General features: G+C 62.2%; 17 protein-coding genes. 9 read left to right on the top strand and 8 right to left on the bottom strand.

Annotated elements, in window-relative coordinates:
* Positions 1-182 precede the first annotated feature (182 nt).
* The 3 genes from ACB032_RS18560 (at position 183) to ACB032_RS18550 (ending at position 3,520) form a co-directional block, all read left to right on the top strand.
* Complete coding sequence (locus ACB032_RS18560) at positions 183-839, top strand: Bax inhibitor-1/YccA family protein (protein ID WP_016351136.1); 657 nt, start codon at positions 183-185, stop codon at positions 837-839.
* Between the two features lie 162 nt (positions 840-1,001).
* Positions 1,002-3,155: a YccS family putative transporter gene (gene yccS / locus ACB032_RS18555; protein ID WP_371138518.1), complete on the top strand. Its 2,154-nt coding sequence runs from the start codon at positions 1,002-1,004 to the stop codon at positions 3,153-3,155.
* Between the two features lie 20 nt (positions 3,156-3,175).
* Complete coding sequence (locus ACB032_RS18550) at positions 3,176-3,520, top strand: TusE/DsrC/DsvC family sulfur relay protein (RefSeq protein ID WP_011706490.1); 345 nt, start codon at positions 3,176-3,178, stop codon at positions 3,518-3,520.
* Between the two features lie 56 nt (positions 3,521-3,576).
* Here the strand turns inward: ACB032_RS18550 and dedD are convergent, their stop codons facing one another.
* The 7 genes from dedD to ACB032_RS18515 form a co-directional block, all read right to left on the bottom strand.
* Positions 3,577-4,377: a cell division protein DedD gene (gene dedD / locus ACB032_RS18545; protein WP_371138517.1), complete on the bottom strand. Its 801-nt coding sequence runs from the start codon at positions 4,375-4,377 to the stop codon at positions 3,577-3,579.
* 74 nt (positions 4,378-4,451) lie between these two features.
* The gene (gene folC / locus ACB032_RS18540) at positions 4,452-5,711 is read right to left on the bottom strand and encodes a bifunctional tetrahydrofolate synthase/dihydrofolate synthase (protein ID WP_371138516.1); all 1,260 of its coding nucleotides are present in this window, start codon (positions 5,709-5,711) and stop codon (positions 4,452-4,454) included.
* 2 nt (positions 5,712-5,713) lie between these two features.
* Positions 5,714-6,577 (bottom strand): acetyl-CoA carboxylase, carboxyltransferase subunit beta, encoded by an 864-nt coding sequence (gene accD, locus ACB032_RS18535; protein WP_011706493.1) that lies wholly within the window; start codon positions 6,575-6,577, stop codon positions 5,714-5,716.
* A gap of 119 nt (positions 6,578-6,696) precedes the next feature.
* The gene (truA, locus tag ACB032_RS18530; protein ID WP_017407980.1) at positions 6,697-7,506 is read right to left on the bottom strand and encodes a tRNA pseudouridine(38-40) synthase TruA; all 810 of its coding nucleotides are present in this window, start codon (positions 7,504-7,506) and stop codon (positions 6,697-6,699) included.
* 179 nt (positions 7,507-7,685) lie between these two features.
* Positions 7,686-9,881 carry a FimV/HubP family polar landmark protein gene (locus ACB032_RS18525; protein ID WP_029302703.1) on the bottom strand — a complete coding sequence of 732 codons (2,196 nt, stop codon included), beginning with the start codon at positions 9,879-9,881 and terminating at the stop codon, positions 7,686-7,688.
* Between the two features lie 275 nt (positions 9,882-10,156).
* Positions 10,157-11,173, bottom strand: a complete 1,017-nt coding sequence (locus ACB032_RS18520) for an aspartate-semialdehyde dehydrogenase (protein WP_016351142.1) — start codon at positions 11,171-11,173, stop codon at positions 10,157-10,159.
* A 142-nt stretch (positions 11,174-11,315) separates the two neighbouring features.
* A complete protein-coding gene (locus ACB032_RS18515) occupies positions 11,316-12,446 on the bottom strand; it encodes a 4-phosphoerythronate dehydrogenase (protein WP_371138515.1) in 1,131 nt (376 codons plus the stop codon).
* Positions 12,447-12,792: 346 nt separating this feature from the next.
* Between ACB032_RS18515 and ACB032_RS18510 the strand changes: the two genes are divergently transcribed.
* Complete coding sequence (locus ACB032_RS18510) at positions 12,793-13,515, top strand: phosphatase PAP2 family protein (protein ID WP_371138514.1); 723 nt, start codon at positions 12,793-12,795, stop codon at positions 13,513-13,515.
* 79 nt (positions 13,516-13,594) lie between these two features.
* On the opposite strand, the gene ACB032_RS18505 is transcribed toward ACB032_RS18510, so the two are convergent.
* Positions 13,595-14,425, bottom strand: a complete 831-nt coding sequence (locus tag ACB032_RS18505; protein WP_029302699.1) for a MetQ/NlpA family ABC transporter substrate-binding protein — start codon at positions 14,423-14,425, stop codon at positions 13,595-13,597.
* Positions 14,426-14,909: 484 nt separating this feature from the next.
* Between ACB032_RS18505 and ACB032_RS18500 the strand changes: the two genes are divergently transcribed.
* From ACB032_RS18500 to ACB032_RS18480, 5 genes are all read left to right on the top strand, one after another.
* The gene (locus tag ACB032_RS18500) at positions 14,910-15,644 is read left to right on the top strand and encodes an NYN domain-containing protein (RefSeq protein ID WP_371138513.1); all 735 of its coding nucleotides are present in this window, start codon (positions 14,910-14,912) and stop codon (positions 15,642-15,644) included.
* 198 nt (positions 15,645-15,842) lie between these two features.
* A complete protein-coding gene (locus ACB032_RS18495; RefSeq protein ID WP_371138512.1) occupies positions 15,843-16,205 on the top strand; it encodes a hypothetical protein in 363 nt (120 codons plus the stop codon).
* Between the two features lie 15 nt (positions 16,206-16,220).
* On the top strand, positions 16,221-16,760 hold the full coding sequence (locus ACB032_RS18490; protein WP_371138511.1) for a hydrolase: 540 nt from the start codon (positions 16,221-16,223) through the stop codon (positions 16,758-16,760).
* Positions 16,761-17,235: 475 nt separating this feature from the next.
* Positions 17,236-19,110 (top strand): S8 family serine peptidase, encoded by a 1,875-nt coding sequence (locus ACB032_RS18485; RefSeq protein ID WP_171283106.1) that lies wholly within the window; start codon positions 17,236-17,238, stop codon positions 19,108-19,110.
* Between the two features lie 17 nt (positions 19,111-19,127).
* Entirely contained in the window at positions 19,128-19,586 is a 459-nt protein-coding gene (locus ACB032_RS18480) for a hypothetical protein (RefSeq protein ID WP_371138510.1), read from the top strand.
* The last annotated feature ends 221 nt before the right edge of the window (positions 19,587-19,807 follow it).

Here is a 19,807-nt window from a genome sequence, read left to right as displayed (position 1 = left end):
AACGGCGTGCATACTACGTCAGCCCCTTGTTCATATGCAATACATATTTGATTTGGGATAGTAGGGGGCAACAGGCTGGGGTGGGGCTTGAAATCAGCGCTCGTCATCCCGACATTCAGTGCATACAATGCGTTAACGAGGCGGATTGCCGCCTCACCCTGGAAATCAAGAGGACACCCAAGATGGATACCCGTTCTATCTATACCGGCACCCAGAGTGCCGCGCGCGATACCAACAAGGTACTGCGCAACACCTATATGCTGCTCTCCCTCACTCTTGGCTTCTCTGCCGTGGTGGCCGGGGTAGCCACCGTGATGAACATGCCGCCCCTGCACTGGGCCATCTTCCTCATCGGCGTCTACGGTCTGATGTTCCTGACCGAGAAGAATCGCGAAAACGGCATGGGGCTGGTGTTCACCTTCGCCCTGACCGGTCTGCTGGGCTATAGCCTCGGCCCCATCATCAACATGTATATGAACAACGGCGGCGGCGAGATCGTGATGACCGCGCTCGGCGGCACCGCGCTCACCTTCTTCGGTCTGTCGGCCTATGCCCTGACCACCAAGCGTGACCTCTCCTTCATCGGCGGCATGCTGTTCGTCGGTTTCTGGGTACTGCTGGTGGCCATGATCGCCAACATCTTCCTGCAGATGAGCGCCCTGAGCCTGGCCCTGTCCGCCATGTTCATGCTGTTCTCCTCCGGCGCCATCCTGCTGACCACCCAGCAGATCGTACGCGGCGGCGAGACCAACTACATCTCCGCCACCGTCACCCTGTACGTCTCCATCTACAACATCTTCCTGAGTCTGCTGAGTCTGCTCGGCGGCAACCGCAACTAATCAAACACCCCGCTTCGGCGGGGTTTTTATTGGCACCTGTTTCTGTCAGGATAAGTTGTAAATCAAGGATATGAAGCGAAGTGGCCCTGATCCAAATCAGGGCCGTTTCGTTGTTGACCGGTTATGCTCTGTTTTCGTTTCGCTCAAGGGTTGCGCTCTCCCATGCCCATGGATTTCTCTGGCCTGTTGCGCCGTTTGCTGACTGACAGTCATATCTATTTCGCCCTCAAGGTACTGCTGGCCATCATGGGGCTGCTTGCCTTCACCCTGGCGACCGGCGACATCCAGCTCACCGTGCTGCTCTCCCTCGGGGTGGTGGCCGGCGCCATCGCCGAGACCGACGACAGTCTGTGGGGCCGGGTCAAGAACCTCGCCATGACCCTGCTCTGCTTCCTGTTCGCCTCCCTGTGCGTGCAGTACCTCTTCCCCACGCCCTGGCTGTTCGCCCTGGGGCTGGCGGGCTCCACCTTTATCTTCGTGATGGTGGGGGCGCTCGGTCAGCGCTACGCCACCATCAGCTTCGGCTCCCTGCTCATCGCCATCTACACCATGCTGGGGGCCGCCAAGGCGCCGGATCTCTTCTATCAGCCACTGGCCCTCGGCGCCGGGGCACTCTGGTATGGCCTGGTATCGCTGGTCTGGCTCTGGCTGCTGCCCTACAAGACCCTGCACGAACAGCTGGCCCAGAGCTACTTTGCCCTCTCCCGCTATCTGCTGGAAAAATCCCGCTTCTTTCCGGCCGACGAGCACGGCGCCCAGGCCATTCGTCACAACCTGGCCCAGCTCAACATCAACCTGGTCAACGCCCTGACGCTCACCAAGTCGGCGCTCAACGCCCGTCTCAGCACCCGTCACCGGGCCTCCCCCGAACTGGCCAGCCTGCTGCGCCTCTACCTGCTGGCGCTGGAGATCCACGAGCGGGCCACCTCCAGCCACTACCCCTACAGCAAGCTGGAGGCCGAGCTCAAGCAGGGCATCGTGCTTGACGGCTTTCAGGAGGTGTTCCTGCAGCTCTCCGAGGCGTGCCAACGGCTCGGCTACGCCATCCTGGTGCACAAGCCCTATGCCCACAACAAGCGCATCCACTGGACGCTGGAGGCCCTCGGCGATCAGCTGGAGTTCACCCACCTCAAGCAGCACTACCCGAAAACCCTGCTGACGCCGATGAAGTTCCTGCGCCGCAACCTGGCCAGCATCAACCAGCTGCTGCAAAGCGCCGAGGAGCTGCAAAATCCCGAGCAGGCCCCGCAGAGCCTGCCGCCCCTGGCCCGCCCTGCCCGCCTGCCGCTGCTGACCCAGCTCAAACAGCACCTGACCCCCAACTCCATGGTGTTTCGCCATGCCCTGCGGCTGTCGCTCGGGCTGGTGGTGGGCTATGGCATTCTGCAGGCGTTCCACCTGGACAAGGGCTACTGGATCCTGCTGACCGTGCTGTTCGTCTGTCAGCCGAGCTACAGCGCCACCCGTCGCCGGCTGGTGCAGCGCATGTTCGGTACCTTCGCCGGCCTGCTGGTGGGGATCCCGGTGCTCTGGCTGTTCCCGGAATTGCACGTACAGCTGGTGGTGATGGGGCTGGCCGCCTTCCTGTTCTTCACCCAGGTGCGCAGCAACTACAGCGCCGCGGTCTGCTTCATCACCCTCTACGTGCTGATGGCGTTCAACCTGCTGGACGGCATCGGCTTCGCCATCCTGGGGCCGCGCATGCTCGATACCTTCCTCGGCTGCCTGCTCTCCTACGCCCTGGTGGCCTGGCTGTGGCCGGACTGGCAGTACAAGCGACTGCCAACCCTGATCGCCAATTCGCTCTCGGCCAACGCCCGCTATCTCTCGGCGGTGCTCGCCAGCCTGCAGCAGCAGCGGGATGAGTCCATCGACTACCGGGTAGCGCGCAAGAGCGCTCATCTGGCAGACAGCGAGCTGGCCATGGCCTGGCAGAGCATGCTGGTGGAGCCGCAAAAGCGCCGCCGTTTTCTCGACCTCTGCTTCACCCTCACCTGGCGCAACCACGCCCTGCTCTCCTACATCTCGGCACTGGGCGCCCATCGCGACAAGCTGGAGGCCATCGGCGAGCTGGACGAGATCAGCCGTCACCTGAGTCACACCCTGGAGCGGGCTGCCGGCCATCTGGCGGGAGAGATGCCGGAGCAGATCGAGGGGCAGTGCCCGGTCATCACCCCGGACAGCAGCGAGGAGCAGCTGATGCTGACCCAGCAGCTCAACCTCATCAGCCAGCTGGCGGATGAGTTGCTCACCCTGGCCAACGAGAGCCGGTTGCTCACCCGGGAACAAGGCGCTACCATGCCCGCCCAATCCTGACAGGCCACAAGGAGCCCACCATGTCCGAGCATCACCAGCTGGAATTCAACGGCCAACTCATCGAAACCGATGCCAAGGGTTATCTGCTCAACAGCAACGACTGGAGCGAGGCGCTGGCACTGGTACTGGCCGAGCAGGAAGGTATCGTGCTGGAGGAGCCGCACTGGGAAGTGGTGCGCTTCGTGCGCGCCTTCTATCTGGAGTTCAACACCTCCCCCGCCATCCGCGCCCTGGTCAAGGCGATGGAGAAGCAGTACGGCCCCGAGAAGGGCAACAGCCGCTACCTCTACAAGCTGTTCCCGGAAGGCCCCGCCAAGCAGGCCACCAAGATTGGCGGCCTGCCCAAACCGGTGAAATGCATCTAAAAAAATACCGCGCCCATCCAAGATGCAGCGCGGTATTTTTTACCTTGTCGACCCTGTTAGGGGTTGTAAGCCACCACGGAGCCACTCAAGCCGGTCATCTGGCCGATGCGGCTCTGCATGCCTTGCAGCTTGGCCTTGGAGACATCCGGCCCGATGAAGACCCGGTTGAGCTGACCCTGGACCGGCGTGCGCGGCGAGGTGTGCGCCGAGTAGCCCGCAGCCCGCAGCTTGCCCACCAGCGCATTGACACTGTCGACGTTCTTGAACGCGCCGAGCTGCAGGATCCAGCTGCCCTGGGCCGGCGCAGTAGCGGCAGGCACCGGGGCAGTCGTCGTGGTCGGTTGTCCCATCTTGCTGGCGATAAGATCGTCCATCGACTTGATCTGGCCCGCCTGCGGCTTGTTCTCAACCGGTTTTTGCACCTCGACCGGTTTGGGCGGCACCACTTTGGGCTTGGGCTGCTCCACCGGTTTCTTGACGATCACTTCAGGCTTGGGCTGGGGCTTGACCACAGGCGGAGTGACGGGCTGGGTCACCGGCTTGGCGGCCGGTTGCTGCACCGGCGGCTGGCCCTGCTTGGCCCCCAGGGTTACCGGTTCAGATACCTCTTCCACCTGCCACTGCTGCGCGGCAGAGGCCTGCTGCTGGCTGGCCAGGTGTTCCGCCGGCAAGGTACTGGCGGCCGATACCTGCAAGGCAGGCTTGGCGGGCTCCAGCTCCGGGCGCAGCGGGATCTTGGCAAACGCCTCTTCCTTCTGCTCCAGCTTGTGGCCGTCCATCAAATCCGGCAGAAAAATGACAACCAGGGCCACCAGGATGACGGTGCCCACCAGACGGTTTTGAAACTTAGAGGCCAAGTTGAATCCTACCTTTACGTAACTCAATATGCGATTCGGCTCCCCGCCAGAGGGCCGGGGAGCCGGGGTGTGGCCTAAACGGCGACACCCGCCAGAATGTCGGCAACAGTGTAAAACGAACCAAACACAATGACCATATCATCAGGACTCGATGCGGCCAACGCAGCAGCATAGGCCTGCCCCACGCTGTCAAAGGTGGTCGCCGGCCCCCGCTCGCTGCCAAGAGCGGCCGCCAGCTGGGCCGCGCTCGCCGCCCGCGGACCGGTCAGGCTGGCCAGATACCATTCACCGATGAGGCCATCGAGCTCGGCAAGCGAGCCCACCATGTCCTTGTCCTTGAGCATGCCGACCACGGCGCGGCGCACGCCGATGCAGGGCATCTTGCGCAGCTGGGCTGCCAGATAGGCGGCTGAATGGGGGTTGTGGGCCACATCGACGATGACCAGCGGCGCACTTTGCAGTTGCTGCATCCGCCCGGCCAGCCGGGCATTGACCAATCCTTGCCGAATAGCCTCTTCCGGCAACGGCAGACCGAGGGACTCCAGCGCCGCCAGCACGGTGACGGCGTTCATCAGCGGCAGGGCTGGTTTGGGCAGGTCGCGCCACTGATGAAGGCCGTGATAATCCCAGCCGCTGGCGTGCTCATCGCCACGAAAATCAATGCCGACCTGACGCAGGCAGGCACCGAGGCGGGCAGCCTCGCTGGCGATGGTGACGGGCGGATTGGGCTCACCGCTGATGGCGGGTTTACCGGCGCGATACACCCCCGCCTTCTCCACCGCCACCGCCTCGCGGGTATCCCCCAGCCAGTCGCAGTGATCGAGCGCAATGGAGGTGATCATGGCGACATCGGATTCCACCACATTGGTGGCATCGAGCCGGCCGCCCAGCCCCACTTCCAGCAGCAGCACGTCCGGCGCGGCGCGCCGGAACAGCCACAAGCCCGCCAGGGTGGCGAACTCGAAGAAGGTCAGGGCAATCCCGCCGCGGGCCGCTTCCACCTCGGCAAAGGCGGTGCAGTGATCGCTGTCGGCCAGTTCGGCCCCGTTGATCCGCACCCGCTCGGTGAAGCGCAGAAGATGGGGAGAGGAGTAGACGCCGACCTGGTAGCCGGCTTCCATCAGTATGCTGGCCGCCATGGCACAGCTGGAGCCCTTGCCGTTGGTGCCCGCCACCGTGATCACCTTGAACGGCAGCTGGGTAAGACCCATGCGGCGGGCCACGGCGCCGACCCGATCCAGCCCCATGTCGATGTTGACCGGGTGGATCTGCTCCAAATAAGAAAGCCAGTCGACCAGCGACCGGCTTTGGGATTGTTGCATGTTGGAACTCATCTTCACTCTTCGATGACGTGAGTATTCAGCATTTTGGCGAGCAGGCTGGCCAGACGGTTGCGCATCTCGCGGCGATCGATGATGAGGTCGATGGCGCCCTTCTCCAGCAGGAACTCGGAGCGCTGGAAGCCTTCCGGCAGCTTCTCGCGCACGGTCTGCTCGATGACACGCGGACCGGCAAAGCCGATCAGTGCCTTGGGCTCGCCCACGTTGATGTCACCCAGCATGGCCAGACTGGCGGAGACGCCACCCATGGTGGGGTCGGTCAGCACGGAGATATAGGGCAGGCCGGCTTTGGAGAGCCGGTCCAGCGCCGCACTGGTCTTGGCCATCTGCATCAGGGAGAACAGCGCCTCCTGCATGCGGGCACCACCCGAGGTGGAGAAACAGACCAGACCACGACCTTCCTTGATGCTCTCCTCGACGGCGCGCACGAAGCGGGCACCGACCACGGAGGACATGGAGCCACCGATGAAGGAGAACTCGAATGAACAGGCGACGACCGGCACCCCCTTGAGGGTCCCCTTCATCACCACCAGCGCATCTTTTTCTCCCGTCTCTTTCTGGGCGGCAGACAAACGATCCTTGTAGCGCTTGGAATCCTTGAATTTCAAGACATCCTGCGGCTCCAGCTCGGCACCGATCTCGGTGCGGCCCTGCTCGTCGAGAAAGCTCTCGAGACGGGCACGGGCGCTGATGCGCATATGATGATCACACTTGGGGCACACTTCGAGATTGCGCTCCAACTCTGCCCGGTAGAGCACCTGTTCACAAGCACTGCACTTGGTCCACACCCCTTCCGGAATGTTGTGACGACGAGGTGTAGTGATCTTGCTCTTGGGAAGGATCTTCTCAAGCCAGCTCATGGAATTCCTTAATGCTTTTGTGCCTGACAAAACGCATCGAGCCTAGATTGTTCAATGACTTAATAGCTCGATGGCAATAAATGACGGATCATTAAACCACAAATTTTCGGGGCCAGTTACTAAAAACTGGTCGTACCCGGTGCCGAGTCCGGCAGCCACAACGGGCCCAGCGGCATCCGCGGCAACCCCAGTTCTGCCGGGTAATCCACGTCCACCAGATAGAGTCCCCCCGCCTTGGCAGTCGGGCCCGCCAGATTGCGATCCTTTGCTGCCAGCACCTCGGCAATCCACTCCACCGGCTGGAGCCCCTGCCCCACCAGCAGCAGGGAGCCGGTGATGTTGCGCACCATGTGGTGCAGGAAGGCGTTGGCCTTGATGTCGAGCACGATGTAGGGGCCGGAGCGGCTGACACAGAGGTGGGTCACATTGCGCCAGGGGGTGTTGGACTGACAGGCGACGGCCCGGAAGGTGCTGAAGTCGTGCTCCCCGAGCAGGCTCTGGCCCGCCTGGTGCATCAGATCGGCATCGATGGTTTCGTGGTAGTGACTGACGCCACTGCCGAGGATGGCCGGCCGGTAGTTGTGGTTGTAGATGACGTAGCGGTAGCGACGGGCGGTGGCGCTGAAGCGGGCATGAAACCCCTCGTCTACCTGCTTGACCCAGCGCACGGCGATGTCCGGCGGCAGGTTGGAGTTGAGGCCCAGGGTCCAGGCCCCTTCGGCGCGATTCGCATCGGTATCGAAGTGGATCACCTGGCCGGTAGCGTGGACTCCAGCATCGGTGCGCCCTGCGCACTGGATGGAGACGGGGTGATTGGCGATCCGGCTGAGGGCCTTTTCCAGCTCCTCCTGTACGCTGATCACTTCGCGCTGACGCTGCCAGCCAAAATACCGGCTGCCGTCGTATTCAATACCTAGGGCAATTCGCATGGATAAACTTGTCTTCTGATGAAAAGGGGCGATGAACGAAACGGGGCGGATTATACGCGTCTCCCCTCAAAAATCCCAAATAGCCGCGTCCAGGCCAGACCAGGCGCCAGAAACACCGATGCCAAAAAGCAGGGGCAGCCTGTCGGCTGCCCCTGCTTTCACCACTATGCGCTGGCTCTCTAGCCAAGGCGCTTGAGCAGCTTCTCGGCCTCGGCCCGTTGATGCTCGGTGCCCTGCTCCGCGGCTTCTTGCAGCAGTTCGCGGGCGCTATCCTTGTCGTCGATCTCGAGGTAGGCACGAGCCAGATCCAGCTTGGCACCCACACCGCCATCGTCGGCATCCACGTCAAACCCGGTGGACTCCGGCAGCACCTCGGGGAAGCCATCCAGCCCCACATCCAGCGAGAAGCCCTGATAGGGTTCCTGTTCGGTGGTGGTGGCGTCCGCCTCGGCCAGCAGTTTGTCGATCTCGACATAACCGCTTTCCTGGGCCTGCTCCCGTGGCTTCACCTCGCCCGGATGGGACTCCACCTCGGCGAAGGCATCCTCGAAATCGGCCAGGGCCAGCTCGTTGGGATCCCACTCCAGATCTGCAGCGGCCTCCTGTTTCCCCTTGGTCGGCTCGGGCTCCAGCCCCAGCTCCGCCAGCAGCTCATCGGCGCTGGCATCGGCCGTGGCACTGGCCTTGTCGGCGCCTGGCTCGGCAAAGGCGGTCTCGAAGTCGCTCAAATCGAAGGAGGCGAGATCCTCGTCGCTGACCATGGGGTTGGCATCGGGCTGACCGTCATCGCTGCCGTCCAGCGCCAGATCGGCTTCCAGATCTGCGTCCAGCTCGGCGAACAGGGCTGCCTGCAGCTCCTCTTCGCTCATGATCTCGTTGCCAGCCTTGGGCTTGGGATTGAATTCGCTGGCAAGGTCCAGATCCGGCTCGGTGTCGAGGGTGATGGACTCGTCATGGGCCAGATCCAGCTCGGGCACCAGATCCGGATCCCGGATGGCGGCCTTGGCGGGCGGGGTCGGCTCGGCATCGAAGCTGGCCAGATCCATCTCGCCATCGTCGCTGAACACCAGATCGGCCGGCGCGGCAGGCTCTTCCACCGCCATGTAGCCATCCGGCGTGTTGAGATCCGGGCGCGGTCTTACCGGCTCGTCGTCGGTGATGCCAACCGTCATCAGCTCGTCAAATTCGCTGCTCTCCTGATCCATCACCATGGCGGTGGATTCGGACAGGCTCTTCTCCTGCTCCTCCAGCTCGCGACGGGCCCGCGCCCGCAGCCACAGGGTCACCAATGCCAGCACCAGCAGTACCGGCAACAGGATGATCATGGCCAGGTTGAGCGGCGAGGAGAGCAGGTCCATCAGCCAGTTCTGCTTGGGCTCGGGGGCCGGAGCCACCGGCGGAACCGGCTTGGCCTTGAGCTCGGCAATCTCTTTTTGCAGCGCAGTCTGATCCTGCAGCTGGGCCTTGAGGGTCTCCACCTCTTCGGTCAGGGATTGCAGCCGCAGCTTGAGCCTGTGGTTCATCTCGGTGACCTGGCCGAGCTGGGCATTGGCATCTTCCAGCGCCAGCGCCATCTCGGTGGAAGGCTTGCCGACCGGTTGATTGACATCGGCCGGCAACGGCGCCGGTGCGCTGGCCGTGGCGGCGCTGGTGGCAGCCGCCTGGCTGGCTACCGGCTCGGGAGCCTTGGCAACCGCCTTCACCTCGGTGGCCGGCTGGGGTGTCTCCACCTTGGGTGCCGGGGCCGGAATGGGCGCCGCCTTGGCGGGTGCGACCTTGGCTACCTCGGGTTTGGCCGGCTCGGCCGCCTTGGTCGGGGCCGCTTTGGTGGTCACCGGCTTGGCCGGCTGGGTATGCTTGCTCGCCAGGTATTTCGGGCTCAGCCCTTTCCAGCTGGCGTTGTCACTGCGGAATTTGGCGCGGGCCTCGGCATCGGTGATGACGCTGGCCTCGGCGGTGGTGGGCAGCTGGATGCGCGAGCCCACCAGAATGTGGTTGATGTTGCCATCGGCGAAACTGCGGGGGTTCTTCTCGTAGATCGCCACCATGGTCTGGTAGACGCTGACACTGCTGGAGGGACGGTACTTGCTGGCCAGGCTCCAGAGGGTGTCGGTGGGACGAATGGGGCCATAACTGCCGGCATTGCTCGCGACCTGCCGCACGATCGGCTGGGCCGTGGCTCGGCTGGGTTGGGACGTGGCGCGAGGAGCGGCGACGGGTTGTGCCAGCGGCTGGGAATTGACGGCGGGCGGAGCCGGCTCGTCCGGGCCTTTGAGCTCAACAAAAAAAGGCTCCCGCGCCGAGTCTTCGGCCTGGGCCGTGCCCAGCAGACCCAATGCGAGTAGCGTTGCCAATGTTATGCGGGAATGTCCCATATTCGTTCCTTCGTATGACGGCCCTATCACATTGAAAAATCTGGATAGTTACCCCAAAACAGTCGGTTCAATATAAATCAGGCTCAGGTTGCAAGCCAGCAGTCCGACACATTTAGCACCCAACTTGCCCCTGAGTGTAGGAAAAAACTTAATCAGTTGATATCGCGAAAAATTCTCGGGGCTACAGAGTGCGCCCCCGGTCACATCCACCCCATGGGTGCACAGGCTGGCAGCCTGGCGGATTTCCCTCCCCGCCAGGCCAATGGACCCGACGATCAGAGGTAATCGCGCACCAGCAGTTCGGCAATCTGCACGCTGTTGGTCGCCGCGCCCTTACGAACGTTATCGGCCACGATCCACATATTTATACCGCAGGGGTGAGAAATATCCTGGCGAACCCGGCCCACCAGCACCTCGTCCTTGCCGGTGGCGTCGCGCACCGGGGTCGGATAGTCGTTCTCGTCGTCAAACAGGGTGACGCCCGGCGCATTGCGCAGCAGCTCTTTCACCTGTTCGGCGTCGAGCGGCTGATGCAGCTCGACGTGGACCGCCTCGGCATGGCCGTAGAACACCGGCACCCGCACGCAGGTGGGGTTCACGGCGATGCTGGCATCCCCCAGGATCTTCTGGGTCTCCCACACCATCTTCATCTCTTCCCGGGTGTAGCCGTTGTCGGTGAAGCTGTCGATCTGCGGGATCAGGTTGAAGGCGATCTGCTGCGGGTAGAGGCTCGGCTCCACCGGACGACCGTTGAGCAGGTGGGCGGTCTGGCCGGCCAGCTCGCTCACCCCCTCCTTGCCGGAGCCGGAGACGGACTGATAGGTCGCCACGTTGATGCGGGCGATACCTACTTCATCGTGCAAAGGCTTGAGCGCCACCAGCATCTGGATGGTGGAGCAGTTGGGGTTGGCGATGATGTTGCGGTTGCGAAAATCGGCCAGCGCATCCGGGTTCACTTCCGGAATGACCAGCGGGATGTCTTCGTCGTAACGGAAGCAGGAGGTGTTGTCGATGACGATGCAGCCGTGCTCGGCGGCAATCGGCGCCCACTTGGCAGAAACCTCGGCCCCGGCGGAGAAGAGGGCGATCTGCACCTGGCTCCAGTCAAACTCCTCCACATCCAGGATCTCGACATTCTTGCCGGCAAAACGCACCGTGTCGCCGGCGCTGCGGCTGGAGGCCAGCGGATAGAGGGTGGCGATCGGGAAGGCACGCTCTTCCAGGATCTCGATCATCGCCTCGCCCACGGCGCCGCTGGCGCCCAATACCGCTACGTTGAATTGCTGACTCACTGCTGTTCTCTCCTATGATGGTGCCGGTGACGCGCGCTGGCATCACCGCTGGCAGGCGGACCTGCCTGATAGCGGGTCTGGCGTCGGGCCAGACCGGGTGTGGGCGGGACAAGGCTCCCGCCCCTTCAAGTATGTAAAGTGTTCAGTCTGGCTGGCAGACAAACCCGAGCCGGGCCAGGGCATCGCCGGCAAACGGCCCTTTCAGCTGCAGGGAAGAGAGCTCGCGCCGCTCCGGATAGTGTTTCCGCTGCTCATCGAAACTGCCCGCCACACCGAGCCGGTTGCGAAAACGGGCGTCATCGCGGCGCACGTCATAAATAAGGTGGACCAGTTGCTTGATCAAGGCCTGATCCGCCGGCTGGCCCGGTGTCACCTCGCGCACCTCGGGAATGGGTAGCAAGCTCTGCAGATCCTGGCGCGGCGTGCGCCCCAGTTGCCGGCAGAGCGCCTCATAGAGCATCCAGGTGCCGCGGGCCTTGCCTTCCAGGCTGTAACCGGCGATGTGCGGGGTCGCGAGCTCGGTGTGGGGCACCAGGGCCTGCAGCGGCTCCGGCTCCCCTTCCCACACGTCCATCACCAGCCGCAGCGGCGCCTGACTCTGCTGGCGCGCCAGCAAGGCACGGTTGTCCCACACCTCACCACGGGAAGCGTTGATGAGGATCTGCCCGGCCGGGCGGGCGGCAATCTGCGCCGCATCCAGCAGATGGAAGGTGGCATCCGGCCCCTGACGGGTGATGGGAACGTGGAAGCTGACGATGTCGGCGCCAAGAGCCTGCTGATAGTCGACAAACTGCGCCGCCTCGTTGGCCTCGGCGGCGCGAGCACGGGGCGGATCGCAGCGCAGTACCCGCATGCCGAGGGCCTCGGCCTTGCCTGCCACACACTCGCCGGTATTGCCGGCACCGATGACCGCGAGGCTCATCGCGTTCAAGTTGAGCTCATGGCGCTCGGCCAGCACCAGCAGAGCGGAGAGCACATAGTCGCCGACCGAATATTTGTTGCAGCCAGGGGCGCTGAAGAAGGGAATGCCCCGCTCGGCCAGCAGCCCCTTGTCCACGTGATCGGTGCCGATGGTGGCGGTGCCGACGAAGCTCAGTCGTGGGCAGCTGGCCAGCAGTGCGGCGTCCACCCGGGTGACAGAGCGCACCAGCAGCACGTCGGCCTCTTGCAGATCCGCCGCCAGCATCTGCCTGCCGGGCAGCGGGATGACCTCGCCAAATTCGGCAAACAGCTCACGGGCGTGGGGCATATTTTCATCAACGACGATCTTCATCGGGCTCTCTCACTTCGCTAGCGGCCACAAGCGCGCCATTCTAGCCCAAACAGACCGAAGTTTCAGATGCTTATTCATCCATGAGCGGCCGCCGCCGCGACTTTCTGGCGGGAACCTGCGCGCTGCTGACTCATCTCTGCTCAACCGAGTGGCGCGGCCTGCACAAGCAACCTCGGATGCTCCCCCTTGCCACCAGCCAGATTGCACGCGGCGGGTCAGCCATCACCACACTCATTTGTAACCCCGTGTTACAGCGAGCGGGCGCGACTTGACCGACCGCACTGGGCTGGCACAATGGCGCCTCTTTTTTTGCTGCCCATGAATGGGCACCTTGCCGAGCCCCGTTATGCCGACTCACGCCTCTTCCCTGCCGCGCCGCCAGGTGCTGTGTTTCAGTGCCGCCCTGATCCTGCCGCTGCTCCTGCTGGCCTGCCTGCCCTGGCAGCCGTTCATGAGCCAGGCCCTGCACTCGGACTGGCTCTGGTGGCCCTACGCCCTCACCCGCATGGTGGATGTGCCCGGCATCGCCGGCAGCATCCTGGCCCTGCTGCTGCTGACCCGACACAAGCTGACGCTGAGCCTGCCGGCGCTGCTGGCCCTCGGCGGCGCCCTGTTTGCCGTGCTGGCCGGCGACTGGCTCATCAAGAGCCTGATCAAGCATCTGACCGAGGAGCCCCGCCCCTACCTGCTCTGGCTGGAGAGCCAGCAGCTGATCCCCGCCATCCAGCAGTTCTATGCCGGCAAGGTGGAGGTGCGCAGCGAGCAGGTCCATGCCGCCAGCCAGCTGCTGGCGCTGCCCGAGTGGCTCGCCAACCACTGGCAGGCGGAGGTCAACTACGCCTTCCCCTCCGGCCACAGCATCGCCGCCATGAGCCTGGCCCAGTTCTTCGGCCTGATCTGGCTGGCGCGCGCCCCTGTCGGCGCCTGGCTGCTGCCGCTGTGGGCCATCGGTGTCGGCCTCTCGCGCATGCTGATCGGCATGCACTGGCCGCTGGATGTGCTGGCAAGCGCCCTGCTCGGCAGCCTCACCGCGCTGTTCGCCGCCCGCTGGTGGCTGCGCCATTACTGACATCTGCACGACACAAAAACGGGCACCCGCGGGTGCCCGTTTTTGTTCAAAGCCGTTCAAAGCCTGTGACGCTGGCGACTCAGTTGCTCGCGCTCGCGCCCTGCCACCCTTCGGGGTATTTGTAGCCGACGAAGCGCTTGGCGGCATAAGCCTTGAAGGCGGCCGAGTTGTAGGCCGCAGCCACATCCTTGGCAAAGGGCTTGTCTGCATCGGCACTTTTTACCACCACCCAGTTGATGAAGTTGTAGCTGCGCTCAAGGAACAGGCCTGAGCTGAAGGGAATGCCGCTTGAGGCGGCAAAGTTGCCGTTGATGACCGAGAAGTCCACGTCTTCGCGCGAGCGGGGCAGCTGGGCCGCCTCCAGCAGCACCAGCTTGAGGTTGTGCGGGTTTTTCACCACGTCGAACTCGCTCGCCTTGAGCGGGTTGATCCCCTCCTTCAGGGTCAGCCAGCCCAGATCCTGCAGCATTAGCAGCGCCCGCGCCTGATTGGTGGGGTCGTTCGGAATGGCCACCGTGCTCCCCTCCTTCACCGCCTTCAGCTCTCCCAGCTTGCCGGCATAGAGGCCCATGGGGCCGGTCGGTACCTGGGTGATGGGGGCGAGCGACAGCCCCCGATCCTTGGCAAAGCTCTCCAGATAGGGCTTGTGCTGGAAACAGTTCACGTCGAGCGAGCCGTCGGCCAGCGCGATATTGGGGGTCACATAGTCGGTGAACTCCACCAGTTTGACCTGATAGCCCTTGGCTTCGAGCTGCGGCTTGATGGAATCGGTCACCATGTCGGCAAAATCCCCCACCGTGGTGCCGATGACGATCTCCTGTTTGGCCGGATCGGCAGCCAGCGCGGCCAATGGCAGAGTACCGGCCAGCAGGGCCAGGGCGGAAAGGGTAAAGAAGGAACGACGCTGCATAAAAACTCCCTGTAAACATCTCAACGGCTGGCGCGATGGCAGAGTCGTGCTTGAACCACCGCAACCATCTAGCCATCCAAACGGCTAATTAAGCACACCATAACAGAGCCGTTTCGCTTCGCCAAGCAACAAAACCGGGCAAGCTTTACCGGATGACAGTGAAGCCCGGCACTCAGCTCTGCCGGGTACCCATGACAAGAAATCTTTGATAAACCACACAGTTATTGCTTGACCCCCTCCCCAAGCGGGCCTCAAGTGACTTATTGTGGTCACTTCATGGCTATTGCATTTGATTAATCTTGTTATTCAATCAGCAAAGGAACCGCTGTGGACACATATCTGGGAGTCAATGCTCACATTTTGCAGGCTGAGCATATTTCATACATGCAGCAGACTGCCGCACAGTTATTATTCCAAACAGGGATAGTTTCTAGACCGTGATACGTTTTTTACAACTGTATTTATTGTAATGACAGGAGGTCACTTGAAGGATAAAGAGAGAATTGCGGTCTTTATCGATGCAGATAATGCACCAGCCGGCAAGATGGACAGGGTATTGTCAGAACTGGCTCGCTATGGTGTAGTCAATATTCGTAAGGCATATGGTAACTGGAAAAACCCAACCCTCAAGTCATGGGAGGAAATACTGCACGAGTTTGCAATTCAACCAATCCAGCAATTCGACTTGACCAAGGGGAAAAATGCCACCGATATGGCACTGGTGATTGATGTCATGGATGTTCTCTATACCAAGGATGTCGACGTTATTTGCCTCGTCTCTTCTGACTGTGACTTCACCCCACTTGTTACTCGATGTCTGGCTGATGGCAAGTTTGTGATCGGGTTTGGCGAACGGAAAGCCCCGATGCCTTTCGTCAATAGCTGCTCTCGTTTTCTCTATCTGGATGCCGAGTTGCAGGATATTCAAGAAGAGCAGCCAATTGCCAAACAAGCCAAGAACCTCAAGAGTGATACACGCCTCATCAATTTACTCAGGCAAGCCATTGAAGCAGTAGAGGAAGGTGGTGGCTGGGCAAGATTAAGTCCAATTGGCAGCCATATCTCAAACCATGCCTCATTCGATCAACGAAATTATGGATTTAAAAAACTCAGTGATCTGTTCATGGCAATTGATCTATTCGAAATGAAGAAAACTGACAACTCGGTCTTATGGGTAAGAGATAAAAAGCGGGCATCCCAATTGACCAAATCCAAGTGAAGCAATGATCGTTTTTTCGACTGGCAAGCTGACATAAGGAACACGGCTTACCTCAAGTTTTCATTGTATAGCCAGGCTGCAACTAAATTTACATTTTGCATTACTTTATTTTTGACCTGTTCCAGCCCTGCCGGTAGTTTGCGGAAGTGATTCACATCGTCATCCCAAACGTAACAGATACCACCTTCAGGAGTAACCATGACCCCCAAACAACATCTGCTCGCCAAGGCCATCTTTATCGTTGCGACCATGCTCTCCCTCGCCATGATTGCGTTCGTTGCCTGGGCCGTCGTCACGGTCAGCCCGCTCCACCCGGCTGACATAGCACCATCGCAGAGTCTCAGCCTTGGCCTGGCAACCGCCATCGCCCTGTTTGTGCTCGCCTTCAACTATGTGGCCTACCGCGGGCTCACCGAACAGGTGACGGCCTTCAAGGTGGTCTTCTGGTGCTTCGTCGCCCTGCAGTTGTTCGCCTTTCCGATCGGTACCGTCATCGCGCTGACCCTTATCTATCTGTGGAACCAGTCGCGCGCACCACTCGGCGCCACTGTCTCACTCTGATCCGGGAGAGTATCCATGCTGACCACCACGAACACCGGCCTGCTGGTCGTCGATATTCAGGGCAAACTGGCCCGGCTGGTCGAGGGGAGCGACGCCCTGATCGCCAACACCGCCAGACTGGTGGCGGGGGCCAGACTGCTGGGCCTGCCGGTTGTCTGGCTGGAGCAGAACCCGGACAAGCTCGGGGCCACCGTGCCCGAGCTGCAGTTGGTGCAGGCAGGCGATCTTGTGCTGCCCAAGCACAGCTTCGGCGCCTTGGGGGAACCGGCGCTGGCCGACGCCCTCGCCCGCCAGGGCGTCAGCCACTGGCTGGTGTGCGGCATCGAGGCCCATATCTGCGTCTACCAGACGGTGCTGGGGCTGCTGGACGCGGGCAGCCAGGTGTCACTGGTGGTGGATGCGGTGTCGTCGCGCAGCGCCGCCAACCGGGAGCTCGCCATTCACAAGCTGGCGGCACACGGGGCCGAACTCACTTCGGTGGAGATGTGCCTCTACGAGCTGCTGGGCGATTGCCGCCATCCGGCCTTTCGATCCATTCTGGCGTTGATCAAATAGCTCTCCTGCCGACCGGCTACTCCATTCGACACGGCGCCATTACTAGCGCTGATCAAATCGCCTTCCCTGCCGACCAGCGGCTTCATCCCAAACGGCGCCATTGGCGCCGTGTGGCTTGCCTGCACTGACCCTCACTCTGCTTTCGATCTCGGCGGCCCCCCGCCAGCACGGGGCGCCTCCCATTTCACGCCGCTCCGCACACCCCTTTCGCACCGGCATCCTCACCAAACGTTAATGAACAGTTACTAATAGGTTGATCTACAAAGATAAATATCAACACCGGCCAGCTGAGAAAAGTTCTCAATACACCACATAAAAGGATTCACAGGAACCCCCACATGGTCTGTAAAATATTTGTTGTGGGATTTTTTTGAGCCTTATCTCAGAATCAAAACGAGTGCTTTTTGACTCTGTTTTTCCCGTGTATAGATGCCAGTCGCACCCAGGACGGTGCGATATAAGATGGAGTTTATTAATGAGAAAAACATCGTTAGCGTTGGCAATCTCGGCCCTGCTCTCGGCCCTGCCCATCGCTTCAGTTCAGGCGAGTGAGAGTTGCACCCCATTGACCGGCAAGGAAGCCGGCCTCGATACCGGCCGCAGCAGTGCAGCGCGCTGCCTGCCCGGCATCAACCCGCTGCAGGATCAGCAGTGGCACCTGCTCAACAGCGGCCAGAATGCCTTCAGCCCCCGCGGCGGCGTGGCAGGCAACGACCTCAACCTCTGGTGGGCACACCGTACCGGCGTGCAGGGTCAGGGCATCAACGTGGCCGTGGTGGATGACGGCCTGGCCATCGCCCACCCGGACTTGGCCGACAATGTGCGCCCCGGCTCGAAGAACGTGGTGACCGGCAGCAGCGACCCCACCCCGACCGATCCGGACAGTGCTCACGGCACCTCGGTCTCTGGCCTGATCGGGGCGGTCGACAACGGCATCGGCACCCTTGGGGTGGCCCCCCGCGTCCAGCTGCAGGGGTTCAACCTGCTGGATGAGCGCAGTAAGCAGCTGCAGAAAGACTGGATCTATGCGCTGGGCGGCAGCACCGCCACCGCCGACAACCGGGTCTTCAACCAGAGCTACGGCATGAGCCTGGTGGATCCGCAAAGCGCCAGCGGGCTGGATCAGGTTCAGCTCGATCGCCTGTTCGAGCAGCAGACCCAGCAGGCGCAGGGCGCGGCCTACATCAAGGCGGCAGGCAACGGCTTCAACCGCATCGCCGCAGGCGACTACATGTTCAGCCGCACCGGCGCCCTGCCCAAGCTGCCGTTCGAGAACAGCAACATAGACCCCTCCAACAGCAACTTCTGGAACCTGGTGGTGAGCGCCATCAACGCCGACGGAGTGCGTTCTTCCTACTCCAGCGTCGGCAGCAACGTCTTCCTGAGCGCCCCCGGCGGGGAGTACGGCACCGATGCGCCGGCCATGGTGACCACGGATCTGCCCGGCTGCGACATGGGCTACAACCGCACCGACGATCCCAGCACCAACCGGCTGCACAACAACCCGCAGCTGGATGCCACCTGCGACTACAACGGCGTGATGAACGGCACCTCGTCGGCTACCCCCAACACCTCGGGCGCCATGGCGCTGCTGATGTCCGCCTATCCGGATCTGTCGGTGCGGGATCTGCGCGATCTGCTGGCCCGCAACGCCACCCGCATCGATGCCGGCCAGCAGCCGGTTCAGGTCAGCTATACCGCCGCCAACGGTCAACCCCGCCAAGTCACCGGCCTGGAAGGGTGGGAGCGCAACGCCGCCGGCCTCTGGTACAGCCCCACCTACGGCTTTGGTCTCATCGACGTGAACAAGACCCTGACGGCCGCCGCCAACCACACCCCGCTGCCGCCGCTGGTGCAGTTGCCGGCTCAGAAGGTCACGGTACCGCGCAGTGAAGGGAGCATCGCGGATGTGGGCAGCAGTGCCACCCGCTCCAGCACCCAGGTTGCGCAGGCCTTGACCGTGGAAGCAGTCCAGGTCACCGTGAGCCTGGATCATCAGCGCCTGCCCGACCTGCTGATCGAGCTGGTCTCCCCGTCCGGCACCCGCAGCGTGCTGCTCAACCCCAACAACAGCCTGGTGGGGCAATCCCTCGACCGGCAGCAGCTGGGTTACGTGCGCACCAAGGGGCTGCGCGACATGCGCATGCTCTCCCACAAGTTCTATGGCGAAGCGGCCCAGGGCGAGTGGCGACTGGAGGTGACCGACGTCTCCAACAGCAGCCGCCAGCTGACGCTGGTTGACCTCAACACCAACCGCCGCAGCACCCTGACCGAGCGCAACAACAGCCAGCCGGGTCAACTGCTCAACTGGTCCCTGCGGGTGATCGGCCACGATGCCGCCCGCTCATGATCACAAGGAGTCACAAGATGAAACACAGCTTACTCGGCCTGGTCCTGGCCGGCCTCCTGGCTTCGGCCGGCGTGCACGCCGCCGATGAGTCGGTGGTGATCGACGGCAAGCAGTACCGCACCATTGAGGTGAACGGTCAGACCTACCTCACCCCGGACAACGGCAGCAAGCAGCGGGTCGCCCGCAGCGCGGACGGCAAGGCGCCCCGGCAAACCCTGCGCAGCGGCGACGTGTTGCTGCAAGGGGTGGCCAGCCCGGAACTCACCGCCAGCGGCACCCTGCTGGTGGAAGCCGATGACAACCAGGCCAGCGCGCTGGCCAGCCGTCACGGCCTGCGCTTCAAGCAGAGCAGCGGCGGCATCGCCCTGCTGGAAGCCAAGCCGGGCACCGATCTGAACGCCGTCGCCACGGCGCTCAAGCAGGAGGGGGTCAAGGTGCAGATTGAACTCGCCGGGGCCCTCAAACAGCCCAAGTGAGCCGTCCCGGGCCATTGCCCGGGCATATCAGCTGATCTTCGAGGGGGCCGCCGGCCCCCTCGCGCGTTGCTCGCAGTCATCCTCAGTGACCATCAGGCCACCCGTTTTCCCAATCTCCCCTGCCCTTCTCCCCTCTTGTCACTTTCAGCCCTTGGTTTGGCACCGCCTTTCGATGCGACCTTGCTCACAACTCGGCCCCCTTGCTCCCGTCGGCACATTTC

Source organism: Aeromonas sp. S5(2024) (genome assembly GCF_041403025.1).
In the GTDB taxonomy this organism is placed as follows: Bacteria; Pseudomonadota; Gammaproteobacteria; order Enterobacterales; family Aeromonadaceae; genus Aeromonas; species Aeromonas hydrophila.
The sequence above is the reverse complement of the archived record's forward strand: the minus strand, read 5'-3'. Positions and strand labels throughout refer to the sequence as shown.